This window comes from Pyrodictium occultum (genome assembly GCF_001462395.1).
GTDB lineage: Archaea > Thermoproteota > Thermoprotei_A > Sulfolobales > Pyrodictiaceae > Pyrodictium > Pyrodictium occultum.
In genome coordinates this window covers 1,003,630-1,018,301 of record NZ_LNTB01000001.1, presented here as the reverse complement: position 1 = coordinate 1,018,301, position 14,672 = coordinate 1,003,630, and the positions used below count along the sequence as shown (strand labels likewise).

General features: G+C 59.7%; 11 protein-coding genes. 7 read left to right on the top strand and 4 right to left on the bottom strand.

What is annotated here, in order from left to right:
• Positions 1 to 65: 65 nt before the first annotated feature.
• Both CF15_RS05355 and CF15_RS05350 read right to left on the bottom strand, forming a co-directional pair.
• The gene (locus CF15_RS05355; protein ID WP_058370868.1) at positions 66 to 1,652 is read right to left on the bottom strand and encodes an AAA domain-containing protein; all 1,587 of its coding nucleotides are present in this window, start codon (positions 1,650 to 1,652) and stop codon (positions 66 to 68) included.
• A 21-nt stretch (positions 1,653 to 1,673) separates the two neighbouring features.
• Complete coding sequence (locus CF15_RS05350) at positions 1,674 to 3,524, bottom strand: PD-(D/E)XK nuclease family protein (RefSeq protein ID WP_058370867.1); 1,851 nt, start codon at positions 3,522 to 3,524, stop codon at positions 1,674 to 1,676.
• A gap of 125 nt (positions 3,525 to 3,649) precedes the next feature.
• Here CF15_RS05350 and CF15_RS05345 point away from each other — a divergent pair, with 125 nt between their 5' ends.
• Together CF15_RS05345 and CF15_RS05340 are read left to right on the top strand one after the other, a co-directional pair.
• Positions 3,650 to 6,295, top strand: coding sequence for a DUF1156 domain-containing protein (locus CF15_RS05345; protein WP_058370866.1), 2,646 nt, complete (start codon positions 3,650 to 3,652; stop codon positions 6,293 to 6,295).
• Positions 6,296 to 6,310: 15 nt separating this feature from the next.
• Positions 6,311 to 9,430: a DUF499 domain-containing protein gene (locus CF15_RS05340; RefSeq protein ID WP_058370865.1), complete on the top strand. Its 3,120-nt coding sequence runs from the start codon at positions 6,311 to 6,313 to the stop codon at positions 9,428 to 9,430.
• A gap of 106 nt (positions 9,431 to 9,536) precedes the next feature.
• Here the strand turns inward: CF15_RS05340 and CF15_RS05335 are convergent, their stop codons facing one another.
• The gene (locus CF15_RS05335) at positions 9,537 to 10,661 is read right to left on the bottom strand and encodes a hypothetical protein (RefSeq protein ID WP_058370864.1); all 1,125 of its coding nucleotides are present in this window, start codon (positions 10,659 to 10,661) and stop codon (positions 9,537 to 9,539) included.
• 158 nt (positions 10,662 to 10,819) lie between these two features.
• On the opposite strand from CF15_RS05335, the gene CF15_RS05330 reads away from it, so the two are divergent.
• The 5 genes from CF15_RS05330 to CF15_RS05315 all read left to right on the top strand — a co-directional run bounded on the left by CF15_RS05330 (position 10,820) and on the right by CF15_RS05315 (position 14,131).
• Positions 10,820 to 11,116 (top strand): OB-fold nucleic acid binding domain-containing protein, encoded by a 297-nt coding sequence (locus CF15_RS05330; protein ID WP_269082827.1) that lies wholly within the window; start codon positions 10,820 to 10,822, stop codon positions 11,114 to 11,116.
• A 73-nt stretch (positions 11,117 to 11,189) separates the two neighbouring features.
• Positions 11,190 to 11,303, top strand: coding sequence for a hypothetical protein (locus tag CF15_RS08590; RefSeq protein ID WP_236698144.1), 114 nt, complete (start codon positions 11,190 to 11,192; stop codon positions 11,301 to 11,303).
• 8 nt (positions 11,304 to 11,311) lie between these two features.
• Positions 11,312 to 12,025, top strand: coding sequence for an ABC transporter ATP-binding protein (locus CF15_RS05325; RefSeq protein ID WP_058371411.1), 714 nt, complete (start codon positions 11,312 to 11,314; stop codon positions 12,023 to 12,025).
• A 12-nt stretch (positions 12,026 to 12,037) separates the two neighbouring features.
• Complete coding sequence (locus tag CF15_RS05320; protein ID WP_058370862.1) at positions 12,038 to 12,982, top strand: branched-chain amino acid ABC transporter permease; 945 nt, start codon at positions 12,038 to 12,040, stop codon at positions 12,980 to 12,982.
• 3 nt (positions 12,983 to 12,985) lie between these two features.
• The gene (locus CF15_RS05315) at positions 12,986 to 14,131 is read left to right on the top strand and encodes a branched-chain amino acid ABC transporter permease (RefSeq protein ID WP_058370861.1); all 1,146 of its coding nucleotides are present in this window, start codon (positions 12,986 to 12,988) and stop codon (positions 14,129 to 14,131) included.
• 53 nt (positions 14,132 to 14,184) lie between these two features.
• On the opposite strand, the gene tatA is transcribed toward CF15_RS05315, so the two are convergent.
• On the bottom strand, positions 14,185 to 14,577 hold the full coding sequence (tatA, locus tag CF15_RS05310) for a twin-arginine translocase TatA/TatE family subunit (protein WP_058370860.1): 393 nt from the start codon (positions 14,575 to 14,577) through the stop codon (positions 14,185 to 14,187).
• Positions 14,578 to 14,672: the final 95 nt, after the last annotated feature.

Genomic DNA, 14,672 nt, shown 5'->3' with positions numbered 1-14,672 from the left:
AGCTGAAGAGAGTTACCAATACTCCACCCTACCCCCTTCAGGGCGTGTTTCCGGACAACCGATAATTAATATTCAATCGGTATTTCGATGGCTTTACCGTCATCCACGAGCCTCTTCATCATACTAGCTGTCCGTGCAATCTTCCCTACCTCCCTTACACCCCGTCCCCGGGTCCTGTAGGAATGCGCAGACGCCAGCTGTCTCGTGGACCCTATTACCACCATCATCCTGTAGTGCCTGCTCAGCTGCACATTCAAGACTTGAGGCTCGTTGTAGTATACCGTACTGTACAAGTCATCGCTCCCAACATATCCCCCGCGCGCCGTGTCGTACTCCTTTCCAAGAACCGACACTACTATATCTGCCTCTCCACCTATCACCGCGTGAACGGTTGCCGACATCGGGGGCTCCGCTATGTTGCCATAGAGCCTCTTGAAGTTGAATGCTATGTTAGCCTCAATATCACTGTACGGCGCTATAGCCATAATGGATGGTATCGGGTATTCACCTGTTTCCCTGGCGAGTCTAGCGTACAACCCGAATATCAGTGATGCGTGCAACGCGAGCCTTGCCCTCTCCGCGTCATAGGTTGAAGCGTAAGACTCTCCCCTAAATTTAGGGGTTTCAACAACAACAAGCGGGACTCCTGAAGACGCCGCATTGTATATTGCGCCGAATAGTCTATCCATCCGCGAACCCCAGGAGGCCTCTATTTCAAGCTTGGATCTTACCTTACCTGCTAAATCTATAAATAGGTCTCTTAAATCTTTCAATCTCTGCTTAGCAGGCATAAAAGCTTGTAGCTTGTCATCATAGAATCCATGGCTTATCGGCTTCTCGCTGGGACCCGGCAGTCTGTAGGTTGTATCCAGCATTACGAAGTTGCTCTTCATTAAATCGTTTTTCTTTAGCAACCGCATGACCTTGTCCATGAGCAGGTCAACAGAGCGCAACCTAAAGACTTCGGGGATCGTTATAGCCTGCTCCGGATCCCCTAGAACGGACATTGACGCCGCGTAGTCCTTGTACCTCATTATACTGTCAACTATGGTTATGAAGGGCCTATAGAATGGCGTCTTGCTGGCCTCGTCGACTATCAGGTGGACTCGCTCGGGTTTAGAGGTGAATCTGCCGCTAACCCTCTGGTACTCGGTAGTAAATACTATCCTAACAATGTGGGGATCCACCGGGCCGTAAGTAATATCCTTTAGCAATTCCTCGCTGAGCCCTCCACTCTTACCGGTCAGAGACTTCAGCACCTTGCCGCAATCCTTGACCGTTATCTTGGACCCGTAAACTCTAACCATGCTAATTATATCTCTTAACGTGTAGCCGCGGGCTAGGAGAGCTGAGGCAACACGCTCAAACGCCTGGGCCGCCAGGTGGTTTGTGGGAGCCACGTAAATTATTACCTCGCCAACGTGATCCCCGATCCAGTCAGCCACGTAGTCCTTCGCGAATGCCTCGACCACACTCGTCTTCCCCGTGCCCGGGGGCCCCTGAATCCCCGCTAAAGGCGCCTTGGCCCTACCTCTGAAGATTTCCTCGATAATACTGACTGCCCTCCTCTGGCTACTATTAAGTGCATCAACGCCTATCGCACGCGTCGTTTTAAGCGCATTCGCGAGCAACTCGCATACGTTATAGCGCACTAACCTTCACCCCACGTCTAGCTACACTTTCACTCCCCCGAAGAGTAGGGCCAGCTTGTCCTCATCATCCAGGTCCTCCCCGCCGCTCCCAGCCTTGGCTAGGGCCTTAGCCCCCTTCACGGCAGTCCCCAGTTCCCAGCCCGTCACACCGAGAAGCTCCAGCTGTGTCAGTTCAACGTTAACCTCAAGCGCTACAACGTTATAGAATGCTTGCTGATATTCGTTATAATACCTCTCGAATATCATAGAGTAAATCCTGGAGAGCTTGTTAGCCGGCGCAACCCTAACCTCGACCATATCCCTCTCCGTGTTATAGCTTACGCTGCTTACAGTTCCGTGGAAGCTAATCCGGAGGAGCGGGTCACGCACGTTTTCCTCGTTCAGGAACACGGCTACAGGCTTCCCCTCGCGGAGCGTGAACAGGTGGTTCTTCTCGATCTCCCAGCGAAGCGGACGCCTAGTTAAAACTAGCTCATCCCCGTCGACGTATGCCTCGTCGAACAGGTCTAACCTGTAGATGCTAGAGCCCTCTGATAGAACCCTGGTGCTGATGCCATAGTGTAAGGCCAGCTCTCTGAGGCTCTTATACGGGGCCAAAGCATTCTCGCGGTACGAGTATATGGCGAAGCGAGCCTTCCAAGCCTCCTTATTGATTACCTTGAAGAATTTAGCGAAATCGGGGGTGTAGAGGTTGCCTCCTTTCATGACGTAGAGGCTGCACGCCTCCCTCACGTTATCGGGGCATACCAGGCAGGGCCACTTCAATGGGGTGCGCGTAGGGTTGCCCATGGGCATCCTCGTCTCTATCCCGCCATAACTAAATGGGTCGGGCACACGCCTAAAGACCGGGCGCATGCCGCCCTTAGTTCGAACGCTGCACAAAGCCTCCACGTTACCCGCGTTTTTCAAGTGGCGCCTCGGATCGGTTACTGAGAGAGTTAAGTGCTCGGCAGCCAGTACAATGCGTGCAAGAAGTTTTTTCAACTCGCTGTAGTCGCATCTATTCTTCTTTTTATCCTCATCGCGGCAAAGGAGGGGGTGGATGTCTACAATTCTCGAGGCCTTGCCCGTGGGGCTTGGCCTCACGATGCCAGGTATTACCCGAGCCCCACTGCCCTGGAACTCCCTGCCCAGGACCGCGTGGACGTAGTCATCGAACGCCCTCCAAGGTTCTCGGTGATAATCTCTAATCAGCCCGAGCCTCTCAGCTTCAACCATTGCATAGACGTAGGCCTGAGCTAAGTCCGCTCTATCCACATTGGGGGCTTTAGAGGGGTCGGGTGCGTACGTTTTCCACTCTATTACAGCCGCGTAGCGGCCCACGGGATCCTCGACAATAACATCGGGAACCGCCCAGACATGGAGCCTATAGCTTATCAGGTGCTGCTCAACAATAACGCGGCTACGGGACAGGGCCTCCTCAGCCTCATCCCCGGCCAGGGCTTCAAACGCTTTCCTGGCGAATTCCACGCCACTCCTAGCCAGCTCAGCCGTCATCCCAACAACCTCATCCTCGCCCCCTATTCCAAGCCGCCCGGAGTCGAGGACTCCGTTGGCCTTCAAGGCCTCCAGAGCTCGCTCAGCATTATGCTCAAAGTCGACTTTTCCGCCCCTAACGCTTTCCCGGAATACTTCCGGGAAAGCGAGAGCCAGAGCTAAGTGGATAACCTCACCCTTACCCGGCAGGACGGAGTGGTAGAAGCCCCGGATCCCCAGGGTCTCCGCGAGGCGCGCCATAAACACGCATCGAGCGGCGGCCGTTGCAACACTCTTAGCCCTAACGATGTGATTTGTGGCGTCTAGGAGCCTGCTCGCGTAATCCGAGCAACCAGGCCGTTTCGTGGCGGACTCTATATACTTTTCAATGAGCAATGAATCTTCGCCCCCAGAGTAGCCGGCATTTAACAGATCAACCAACGAATCCTTAAATACAGTATATCAAACCCCCTATTATAGCTCCTAAGTGCGCCCGGGAGCCCTGAGGGTGACGCTGGGGCTTGGAGCCTCTTATAGCGTATTACTTCCCCACGGAAAACGCTAGCAGAGAATCGCAGAGGGAGAGAGCTGCACTCTTTCCTCCGTCCTTCTACCTCCACCTCTGGTGGGCCCGGAGGCCCCTGGCAGCTAGCAGGGCTACAATAGCAGCCCTGGCAGTCGACGTTAACGGGCCCCCTTCAAGAAGCTTCGTGGCAGAATTCCTGAACGCCGTGAGGCTCACGCCTAACCTGCCGAGACCCGCGTACAACTATGCCGTGAACAGGGACTGGGTGTTCAGGCACAGCCGCGCCGGGGACTCCGTTCTCCTAGACCTGTTCTCCGGGGGAGGCAGCATAGCATTCGAGGCCCTACGCATGGGCTTCAAGAAGGTCGTAGCCGTGGAGTACAACCCAGTAGCCTACATAATCCTCAAGGCGACACTAGAGTACCCCCTAAGGTACGGGAAAAAGCTGGTAGAGGATGTCAGGCGCTGGGCGGAGTGGCTGGCCGGCAATGTGAGGAGGGAGCTCGAGCAGTTCTACCCCCCGCACCCCAAAGGGAGGCCGACCAGCTACGTGTGGGTGCGGGTCTACACGTGCCCAGAAGGAGTCAGAATGCCCAGCCTAGCCAATCCAATACTGTCCAGAAACAGAAAAATCGCCTTGAAGCTGGAGGGATTCGACAGCAAAGGAGACCCGGTACTCAGAATCGTGAGCGTCAGCGATGTAAACAAAGCCAAGGAGCAATACTCCACAATACACAGGAAACGGCTCAAATGCCCCCGGTCCATACTCGACTCAAAAGAGCTGCAGAGGCAGTACAGGGAGGCAATGAAGAAGTGGGAGGAGGAGGGGCTCTACGGCCACCACCCCGCGGTGCTGGCGGCCGTAAAGCTCGAGGACGGCACGTACGTGGAGCCCACCCCTGAAATTATAGAAGCCTACAGGAGGGCGGAGGAGCACCTCCGAAACCACTGGGGCGAGCTAGTAGCAGAGGACCTCATACCCATAGAGGCCATACCGGAAGGCGTGAAAACCCGAGAAGTACTACTGCGCGGCATGGATAGATTCTACAAGCTGTTTAACGCGCGGCAGCTCCTACTCCATGCAGCCATGGTTAAGTACATCAGGGAGGCGTATAGCGAAATGCTCCGAGAAGGGTACGACAGGGAGTACGCCAGGGCTGTTACAACATACCTGGCCATCGGGCATGGGAGGCTGCTCGACTACAACTCGGCCATAACGATATGGGATCCCTACGGTAGGGGATCTATAGGTCACACTTTCAGCCGTCACACTTACCAGTTTGGCGACGACTTCGGGGAGGGCGATATAGTGCCCGGGAAAAGCCGAAACGATCTGCTTAGCTGGGCCTTCTTTGGCCGTGTGGGTGTTGTCAGGGCTCTCGAGCGTATCGTGAGCCTTTTGGAGGGCTCTAATTCAGGTATCGAGGTTGTCCTGGGCGATGCCTCCGATGCAGCCACCTATGCCGGGGTCGATAGGGTTGACTATGTTGTCGCTGACCCGCCCTACTATGATAACGTTCAGTACGGTGAGCTTAGCGACTTCTTCTATGTGTGGCTCAAGCGGAGCATCGGCGACCTGTACCCTGAGGCCTTCACCTGGGATGTTACGCCTAAGGATGGCGAGATTGTTGTTAACCGTGCCCAGGGTAAGGATGGCGCGTGGTTCGAGGAGAGGCTCACAGACGCTTTAAGCATTGTCCGGGAGCTCGGGGCTAAGAGGCTTGCCGTTATGTACGCTCACCGCAGCAGTGAAGGCCTCTACGCTATGTTCAAGGCTATCCTCGAGGCTGGGTGGAAGCCTGTCGGGGTATGGGGGGTTGCCTCGGAGCAGCCCAAGAGCCAGCATATAGTAGGCAAGGCTGCGGCTAGGACTATGCTGATAATAGGGGCAGTCCCGAGAGAGAAGGGCAGCAGGTGCTTCTTCGACGCGAGGTTTCAGCATAAGTTGAGAAGCGCTGTTGAAGAGGCGGTTAGGAACGTGCTACGCTTAGGCCTTGGGCCCGTGGACGCGTTCATGGCCGGCGTCGGGGCCGCATTCAAGCTAGCCGGCGGCTGCTGGCCCCTGCTCACCCCTGACGGGCGGCCGGTCAGCGTTAAGAGCATTATAGATGAAGCCAGCAGCCTAGCGTCCGACGTTATAGCTAATGAGGTGCTCAAAGCCGAGGTTGACAAGGTTACAATGATGTACTTCCTGGCGCGCATCGTACACGGCGAGCCCGAGTACGACGACTTGAGGAGGCTGGGGTACGCGACCGGGTACAGCCACGAGGAGTTCATCGCGAGGTTCACCCGGGGATCCAGGGCCTCGGGCGGGAGGAAGGTGTACTCCATCAGAAGCTTAAACGAGATCAGCCTCCCAATCAAGCCTGACTCGCTAGTCGAGGCCCTCGCAGTAGCTGTTAGAAGGTTCCTAGCCTCCGGCGTTGACAGCGCGGTAGAAGCCCTCAGGGAGGCGGGCTACGGGCTCAGCGCTAGCGTCTGCAGGCTGGTAGAGGTCCTGCTGGAGGACAGCAGCGGAGATGAGAAGAAGGCTCTCCAGGGTATATATGAGGTGTGTATACGCGGCAAGCCCTACGGCCGCGGGGCTTCAAGCGCTCCCGGGCAGCGCAGCCTCCTTGACTACATGAGAAACGACCGTTAGCGGGGGTGGCTCGTAGTGTCTTCAGGCCGTGCCGGCTGGGTTGCGTTTGAGGAGATACGTGAGGGGCGAATAACCGGCGCCAGCTTCGTCGTGCAGCTATGGTACGTCCACTACGGCTGCTCCAGCGGGGGGTACGAATGCGTAGATGAGCGCTACCGGGACCCTGTTAAGTTCTTTGACCGCACTTACTTCTCGGAGGGCTTAAGGCAGGTCCTCGGGACCGTTCTAAAGAGGCTCCTCCGCGGGGGCCCTTACGAGCCGGTCGTACTCCTCCACACAGGATTTGGCGGGGGTAAGTCCCACACTCTACTAGCCATTTACCACCTCGCCGCTAGGTTCTCCGAAGCCCTGAAGAGCCGCAGGCTGAGAGAGTTCCTTAGAGAGGTGGGGGTAGAGGGCCCAGTCAACATACGCTCCGCGGTGGCAGTTTTCGACGGCTCTGCGGTCGACCCTATAACGCTTAGGGAGCGGTATGGAGCCCCAAACGCGTGGACCTTCATACTCGAGGAGCTAGCACGCTCGGCAGGCCTGGGCGCCAGCGCTCTGCAGAGGATCCGCCGCTACCGCGAACTAGTGCCAGGCCACGAGGAGATAGGAAGGCTGCTAGCCGCAATCGAGGAGGCCGGCGTTAGACCCGTGATACTCATCGACGAGCTAGCTATGTACCTCCGCAACCTCGAGCTTTCTAGAGACGAAAGCATTAGGAGTGAGGCCGACGGGCTGCAAATGTTCCTCCAGAACCTCGCAGTAGCCGTAGCCAATTCTAATTACGCAGTGCTAGCCGTAGCAACCCCCCAGCAGTATGGCTACGTCGAGGAGACTAAGAGGATTTTGGGGCTACTCTCTAGCGTCAAGAGAGTGGCCTCTACGTCGTCGATAGTGGGCTACCGCGACGCCGCGGCCGTCCTAAAAGCCGCTCTTCTAAGAGAGGTTGACCCTGACGTAGCGCGCTCCGTCGCGCGTGAATACGCCGACTTCTACTCTAAAGAGAGCGCCTTCTTCCCGTCTGAGGCCGCCAGGACGGAGTATGAAACGAGGATTGTGAAGAGCTACCCCTTCCACCCCTACCTGGTAGACGTCCTCTACAAGGAGCTGGCGGAGATCCCAGAGTTTCAGGGCACAAGGGATATCCTCAGGCTAATGGCCTGGACCCTCCATTGGAGGCTACGTAAGGGGGACGCCTACGACTTAGTCCTACTAGGCGACGTAGACGCTACTAAGAGGGAGATATTAGACGAGCTGCTCTCTAGAAACGAGGACTTGAGAAGCCTCAGAAGAGCGGTCTCCCACGACATTGAGGTAGTGGAGGAGGCCGATGAGCACCACACGCGGGAGGGGATGCCCCCCATAGCGTCGCTAGTCTACTCTGCAGTACTGGTTAGGAGCGCCGCTGGGAAGCCCTCGAGCGCCGAGGAGGTTGCGCTAGGCTCGGCGACGCCTATCAGGGGCGTCACCCCGCAGCTCACTAGGCAGGTTCTAGACTATCTCGTAGAGAGCGCTGCACACATCCACAGAAGCACTCGCCACGGCGAGCCCCTCTACATGGTTAAGACCCGGGCAAACGTGTACGCCCTAGTTAAGCGCCTGGCAAACGAGATAATCAAGAAAAGTAGGGAGTACGTTAGGGACAAGCTGAGGAGCGAGCTGGATAGGATCGCCAAGCCGGTTCGGTGGTGTAAAGTTGTAGTGTGGCCCCGGCACCCCGGCGATATAGAGGATTCCACGCGCGTAAAGCTCGTCCTGCTAGACCCGGAGGATCCCGACGTCGCGGCTGGCGGGTCAAAGCTGGATGAGTTGCTACAGCGTTTCTCAACGTACAGCCAGGCCGGCGGGGTATACCGGCGTCACCGGAACACTGTGCTCTACCTAATCCCCGACGAGAGGCTCTACGAAACACTGATCGAAACCATAGCAAGGCTTACAGCGATATCGAGGCTCTTAAGCCCGGAGCAAATGCAGTACTACGGCTTAGACCGTGAAGACGTGGACGAGCTTAACCGTATGAGGGATAAGTTAGTTAAAGAGCTGCGCTCCGACATTTCAGCCCTCTACTCGAAGCTATACTACCCGCTGGACGCCAGGCCGGACGGCTCCATAGTCTTCGGTGGCATATCCTTAAAAAGCTCTTCAGCAACGGCTCGGGAGGGCCTCTGCAAGTCCGTCGAGGAGGCCCTATTGGGCGTGGGTAAGCTCGTGAAGGATGTGAGCCCGGAATACCTAATGAGGGACGTCATACTCAGGCGATACAGTGCCTTACGACGCCCCTTAAGCCTCGACGAGGTGGTAGCCGCCTTCACGGAGGATCCCTCGAGTGTTATACTCCTAGAGGTAGAGAACAAGGTCGTCGAGCGCATAGCGGATCTAGTTGAGAGCGGCAGGCTAGTGGCCCTAACCAGCTCCGGCCCCAAGTGCATGGTGAGGCCGCCCCTTGCCCAGGAAGGCGTAACCCTAGCCCCGTGCAGCTCTCCCGAGGCCCGGGAAGCCTGTAGTGTACTCGAGAGCGGGGAAGGGCTGAAGTGCGTGCCCAAGCCTCCGGAGGGCTGCAGGAACCCGGTATGGAACCCTGAAGAGAAGACTTGGCAGTGCGAGGGCAGGGAAGGCGGGGAGACCGGTGAAGGCGGGGAGGAGCCCCCCGAACCTAAGCCCCCACCGTCCCCGGTGAATCTGCGCCTGGAAGTGGAAGACCTAACCCCCTACCAGCTCCGCGAGGAGATCCTAAGGAGTGGCGCGCTCGACCGGGTTGTAGAGGAGATCAGTATACGCCTGGAGTATACGGGCCCCGTGGAACGGAGGACCATATCAGGCATTAAGGCCTTCCTAGAGGCTATGCGGGAGCTTGAGGGTAAAGACTACAACTACAGTAGCCATGTAGATGCGCTCGTGAAGTCTGAGTCCAGCGGATCCAGCGTGTTGATAAGTGCCAAGGGCGGTACCCACGAGCTCCTCAACAAGCTCATAAACTTCGCGTTAGGGCTTGGAGAAATAACAGAGATAACTGTGGATGTAGAGTTCGCCAGGAAAACGGGCTCAAAGCCTCTAAGCCTCAAAGATCTGGCGGAGATCCTCAACAGTAGGCTCCTTGCAACGTACCCACTACGCCTAAGGCACGTGGAGATAAGGCTAGAAGCCGGCTAGAACCTAAAAAGCTTCTGCTGCGAACGGTTCAAGCGCTGCGGGAGCGTTGGAGGCCGTGCGGTGCCCCGCAAGTAGCGCCGCTTTCTCCCACACGGCGGCCAGGGCGCTAGCGCCTGGCCTCGAGCCTGAGGAGGTAGAGGCTCCTACCAGGCCTCCACCTGGGCTCGAGGGGCTCTAGGGCTGCCCGGAGGCCGTGCCTCTCGGCGGCGCGGGCCAGGAGCCTGTGGGTGGGTATGTACGCTCCACCGAGTATGCTGTCGCCTATGGTGTACCATGCCTGCCACTCCAGCGCCTCGGCCAGCAGCGCCAGGTGCCTCTCCATGGAGTGCAGGTACTGTAGGAGGAAGCGCCTGTAGCCGCGGGCCCTCCGGCCCCCTATCGCCTCCGCGAGCCTCCGGGCCTCCGGGTCCTCCGTCTCGGGCCTCCACGCCCTGGCGGCGGCCTCGCAGCCGGGGGCCTGGATGCCCCTGAGCCAGCCGAGGTCCCTGCTGCCCCCGGCGAGCCCCGCCCACAGAAGCGCCAGCATGGAGTGCCGTATATAGTCTATGTTGTTGGCGAAGGGCGGGCTTGTGAGCACCCCGCACACCCTCCCAGGCATCCACAGGGTGGAGTCCGCCCACACGAGGTCGACGTGGCCGCAGAAGCTGTGCCCCGCCAGGTCCGCAGCCGCCCCGGCCAGCACCCGCATGAACTCCCTGTAGACGTCCCCGGCCGCCGCCCTGGGGGCTGAGCGGCGGAGCCTGGGGGCCGGGCTGCGGCGGAGAAGACTATACCTCTCCGCCACAGAGGCGTGGACCGCTAGGAGGAGGGGCCTCCACCGCGGCTCGGCGGCCTCCACCAGGGCCCTGAGCCTCCCCAGCGCCTCGAGGACACCCCTAGGGTGATAGCGGCTAAGCCTCGGGGACGGGATAAGGGGCTCGAGGCCCCCCGCATCCTCGAGGGCCCCGCGGGCCCAGCCCAGGAGCCTGGCGGGGTCCACGGGCCTAGTCTTAGCGGCGGAGACCACCAGCGCCCAGGGGTTAGCGTCCACCCCCACCGCGCCCAGGCACCTGCCCTGAGCCTCCACGGCCACCACGCCGCTGCCCACAAACGGGTCCACCACAACCCTGCACCCGGCCTCAGCAGCAGACTCCATGAACGCCTCGACGAGGCCCGGGGTCAGCCCGTGCTCGGTGAAGACGTAGATCCTGTGCACAGGCACCCTGCTCCACGGGTTCACCTTCATGGCCATAGCGGCTCCTCCTCAAATCGTGTTATGTAGCAATGATTCTGTGCGCTGGCCCAAGTGTGACTCGTGTAGCGCCTGCCCGGGCTTGCAGAGGGTGGATCGGAATTTACCCTCGAATTTACCCTCACCCACGCCACCGGCGGCCGGGGTGGCCGTGGTGACTGAAGGGGGGTCAGGTAACAGTCTACGGCCGCGTGGCTGCTGTGAGGCGTAAGGGCAAGATCGCCTTCATACTCCCGGGAACTTTCGACGGAGAGGAGCAGGTAACCGTTAAGAAGGGAGTGGCACCTGACGACGTGTGGAGCGTTGTCGAAGAGCTTGGCAGGGAGTGCTTCGTTAAAGTGACTGGGAGGATGGTTGAGAGCAAGATAGCCGGGCTCGGTAGGGAGATACTGCCCGATGAGATCGAGGTAGTGGCTCCGAGCCCTCCGCCGCCCATGGACTTGTACGGGGGTTGAGGCTGAGTGGCCGACGAGGCTCAGGTACAGGTACCTGGACATCGGGAAGCCCAGGGTTAGGGCGATCCTCGGGGTGAGGAGCACGCTAATGAGGGCGGCCAGGGTGTTCCTCTACCGTGGGGGTTTCGTAGAGCTAAACTTCCCCATCATTATAGCCACAGCCGCTGAGGGCGGTGCCGAGCCGTGAGGGCCGTAATGGCTACCCGCGATCTCGAGGGCGGCTATGGGAAGATGGTCATAGTCCAGGGCGTCAGCATCTACGTGGATCGAGGGGAGATAGTGGCGCTCGTGGGCCCCAACGGTAGCGGCAAGAGCACGCTGCTGAAGACCATCTACGGGGTCGCCAGGGTGTTCGGGGGCCAGGTCCTCTTTGAGGGCCGTGATGTCACCTGGCTGGCCCCCGAGGCTAAGACCAGGCTGGGCATGGGCTACGTTCCCCAGACGAATAACGTGTTCCCCGACCTGACTGTGGAAGAGAACCTGGAGATGGGGGCCTACCTCGTCCAGGACGAGGAGAAGGTGAGGGAGGCGATGGAGATGGTCTTCAACATATTCCCCGTGCTCAGGGGGCTCCGTAAAACGCTGGCAGGAGCCCTCAGCGGGGGGCAACGCCAGATGCTGGCCGTGGGCCGCGCCCTCATGACAAGGCCCAGGCTGCTTCTCCTCGACGAGCCCACTGCGGGCCTGGCGCCGAAGGTGGCGATAGAGCTGCTCAACTCGCTGAGAGAGATAAGGGAGGAGGCGGGCGCGTCGATACTCATAGTGGAGCAGCATGCCCGCCGTGCCCTGGAGCTGGCGGACCGGGGCTATGTGCTCGTAGCCGGCAGGGTAGCCGCCGAGGGCACGGGGCGCGAGATACTCTCCCGCCGCGACCTCCAGGAGCTCTTCCTAGGCATACACCATGGCTAGGGGTGGTCCTGGTTGGCTGGCTCGGCCATCCTCTACGGGCTCCTCGGCGCGGTTATTGACGGGCTCCGCGCCGGCAGCCTCTACGGGCTAATGGGGCTCGGCCTCACCCTCATATTCAGGGTCGCCAAGGTGCCCAATTTCGCCTACGCGGAGTACGTCACCTACGGAGCCTACGCCGCCTACCTGGCCGCAGCAGCCTCCGGCGCCGGCGCGGCGGGCCTCCTAGCAGGGCTGGCTGCGGCCCTGGCCGTCGGGGCGCTCGCGGCGCTGGTGAGCGACGAGGCCGCCTTCAAGCCGCTCTGGAGGAGGGGTGCCACTCCCCTCCACCTGCTGGTCGCGAGCATAGGTGTGAGCCTCGTGCTCCGCTACACCCTGCTAGCTGTTTCCGCCTCGACCGCCGGGCTACTCCAGGTGGCTCTCCCGGAGCGGAGCAGCGTGGTCGCAACGATGGGCGGTATCGTGTCGCTTGAGACGAGCCACCTCCTCGCCATAGGCTCCGCTGTCGTGCTCGCCCTGGCGCTCCACTGGCTCTTCACGCGCACCAGGACTGGTAAGGCCATGAGGGCTACTGCCAGCAACCCCGTGCTTGCCAGGGTCTCCGGGATCAACATATACAATGTGAGAAGACTGGCCTGGCTCATAGGCGGCGGGCTCGCCGGGCTCTCGGGGTTCATCTACTCCTACTACTACTACGTGGACCCGGAGACCGGCTGGTTCATGCTCCTCTGGATATTCGCCGCCGCCACGATGGGCGGCTTCACGTTCTACGGCTCGATTATATCGGGGATAATACTCGGCCTGGCTGAGCAGGTGGTGAGCTTCCTGGCCAACACGTACCTGGGGCTCAGCACCGCCTATGCACCGGTTATAGCCCTCGCAGCACTCATACTCGTGCTCATGTACCGGCCCGAGGGCGTGATAAGGCTAGAGGCGCTCGCGCTCAAGAAGAGGGTGTGAGCCATGGCAGGGGTTGAGGGTATAATAGCCCAGTGGCTGGTAATGTTCGGCGTCTACGCGATAGCGGCCCTAAGCTTCAACATAGAGTACGGCTACGGCGGCATACCCAACTTCGGCAAGGTAATGTTTATGGCCGTGGGCGCCTTCACCGCCGGCGCCCTCGCCGCCTGGCTGGGGCTCAGCTGGGCAGCGGCAGGGGGTGCCGTAGCGGCCAGCGGGGGGCCAGCCTACTGTACGCCAGAGGCCTACAACATACTCTCCAGCGCCGCCTCGCACCTGCTCAGCCCGGGCCAGTACCTGCTAATCTTCATGGTAGCTGTCCTGGCGGCTGCAGTGCTTGGCGCAGTCTCGGGGGCCCTGGCCAGCTATCCCACACTACGCCTCGGCGGGGACTTCCTCGCCATAACACTGCTGGCGATAGGCGAGGTCGTGAGGCTAGTAGCCTACAACGAGCAGTGGCCGGTCTGCGGCTTCAACGGGCTCACCGCAATACCCACGCCGCTCGCGTGGTACAGCAACAAGTCCGCGATAGACGTCATATACGCGGTCATAGTGGTGGTGTTCGCGCTGGCCTTCTACCTGTACACGGAAATGGTCACCAACAGCCCCTGGGGCCGCGCCCTCAAGGCGATGAGGGACGACGAGCTGGCCGCCCAGGTGTACGGCTACGATATAGCCAGGCTGAGGCTCCAAACCCTCATAGTAGGCTCAGCGATGGCAGCGGTGGCGGGAGCCCTGCTAGTCTTCTACTCCGGCAGCGTCCAGGCTAACACCTTCAAGCCCGAGAGGACCTTCGAGGTTATAGTTGCAGTCATGCTCGGCGGCGCCGCCAACAACCTAGGCGCGCTCCTCGGAGCAGCCATGGTGGCCGGGATAAACGTGTTCCTCAACACCTCAGCGCTGGAAACCCTCGGGATAAGCGTGCCCGGCCCCGTAGCTGCCGCGCTCCCCTACCTGCGCTACGTTATAATGGGCGCGCTCATCATACTAGTGCTCCTCTACCGGCCTCAGGGCCTGGTGCCGGAGAAGCCTGTGCGCACGCCGGTACTCGAAGTAGTCATGGAGAGGCTGCAGAGCCTCTCCGGGAGCAGCGAGACCGGCAGCCTTCCAGCCGACACCCAGGGCAGGGTGGAAAAGGGAAGGGGCTAGGTAGGAGGCTCCCTGGGCTGGGGCGGCTCCACCCCGGTGGCGCGGGCTACCCACTACCCTGATCCCTGCTGGGCCTCCGTCTTTATCTCGTCTAGTAGTCCTTTCTTCTTCGCCTCCGCCACTATCTCCTCTATCAGCTTGCCCCTATCCTTCTTATCAGCATCCTTCACGCCAAGCCTCTCAGCAAGCCTCCTAAGAGTCTCATCGTCGATATTGGAGAGGGCGCTGCCCTGGCCGCCGGATTTGCTCCCGGAGACGCCTCCAGCGCTCTTCTGCGGGGGCTTGCCTCCCTGATCCTCCTCGAGGAGTCCCTGGCTTGCTCTGCGGAACTCGTAGACGGCCTGGCCGAGGCCGCGGGCAAGCTGGGGCAGCTTGCTGGGCCCGAAGATTAACAGTATAACCAGGAGGATAATCACCCACTCCATGCCCTGGAAGGCGTCGAACATGGATTACCACTTCCCCCGGGGTCCTCACTTGATGTATCCGAGGCTCGGCCTGTATTAGTTTTACCACGCACATTCCCCGGTATGGCCTAGTGGGG

Bases quoted from the DNA above. Each gene is read 5' to 3' on its own strand.
- CF15_RS05335 (WP_058370864.1), bottom strand. From the start codon at position 10,661: ATGGCCATGAAGGTGAACCCGTGGAGCAGGGTGCCTGTGCACAGGATC.
- CF15_RS05315 (WP_058370861.1), top strand. From the start codon at position 12,986: ATGGCAGGGGTTGAGGGTATAATAGCCCAGTGGCTGGTAATGTTCGGC.
- CF15_RS05325 (WP_058371411.1), top strand. From the start codon at position 11,312: ATGGCTACCCGCGATCTCGAGGGCGGCTATGGGAAGATGGTCATAGTC.
- tatA (WP_058370860.1), bottom strand. From the start codon at position 14,577: ATGTTCGACGCCTTCCAGGGCATGGAGTGGGTGATTATCCTCCTGGTT.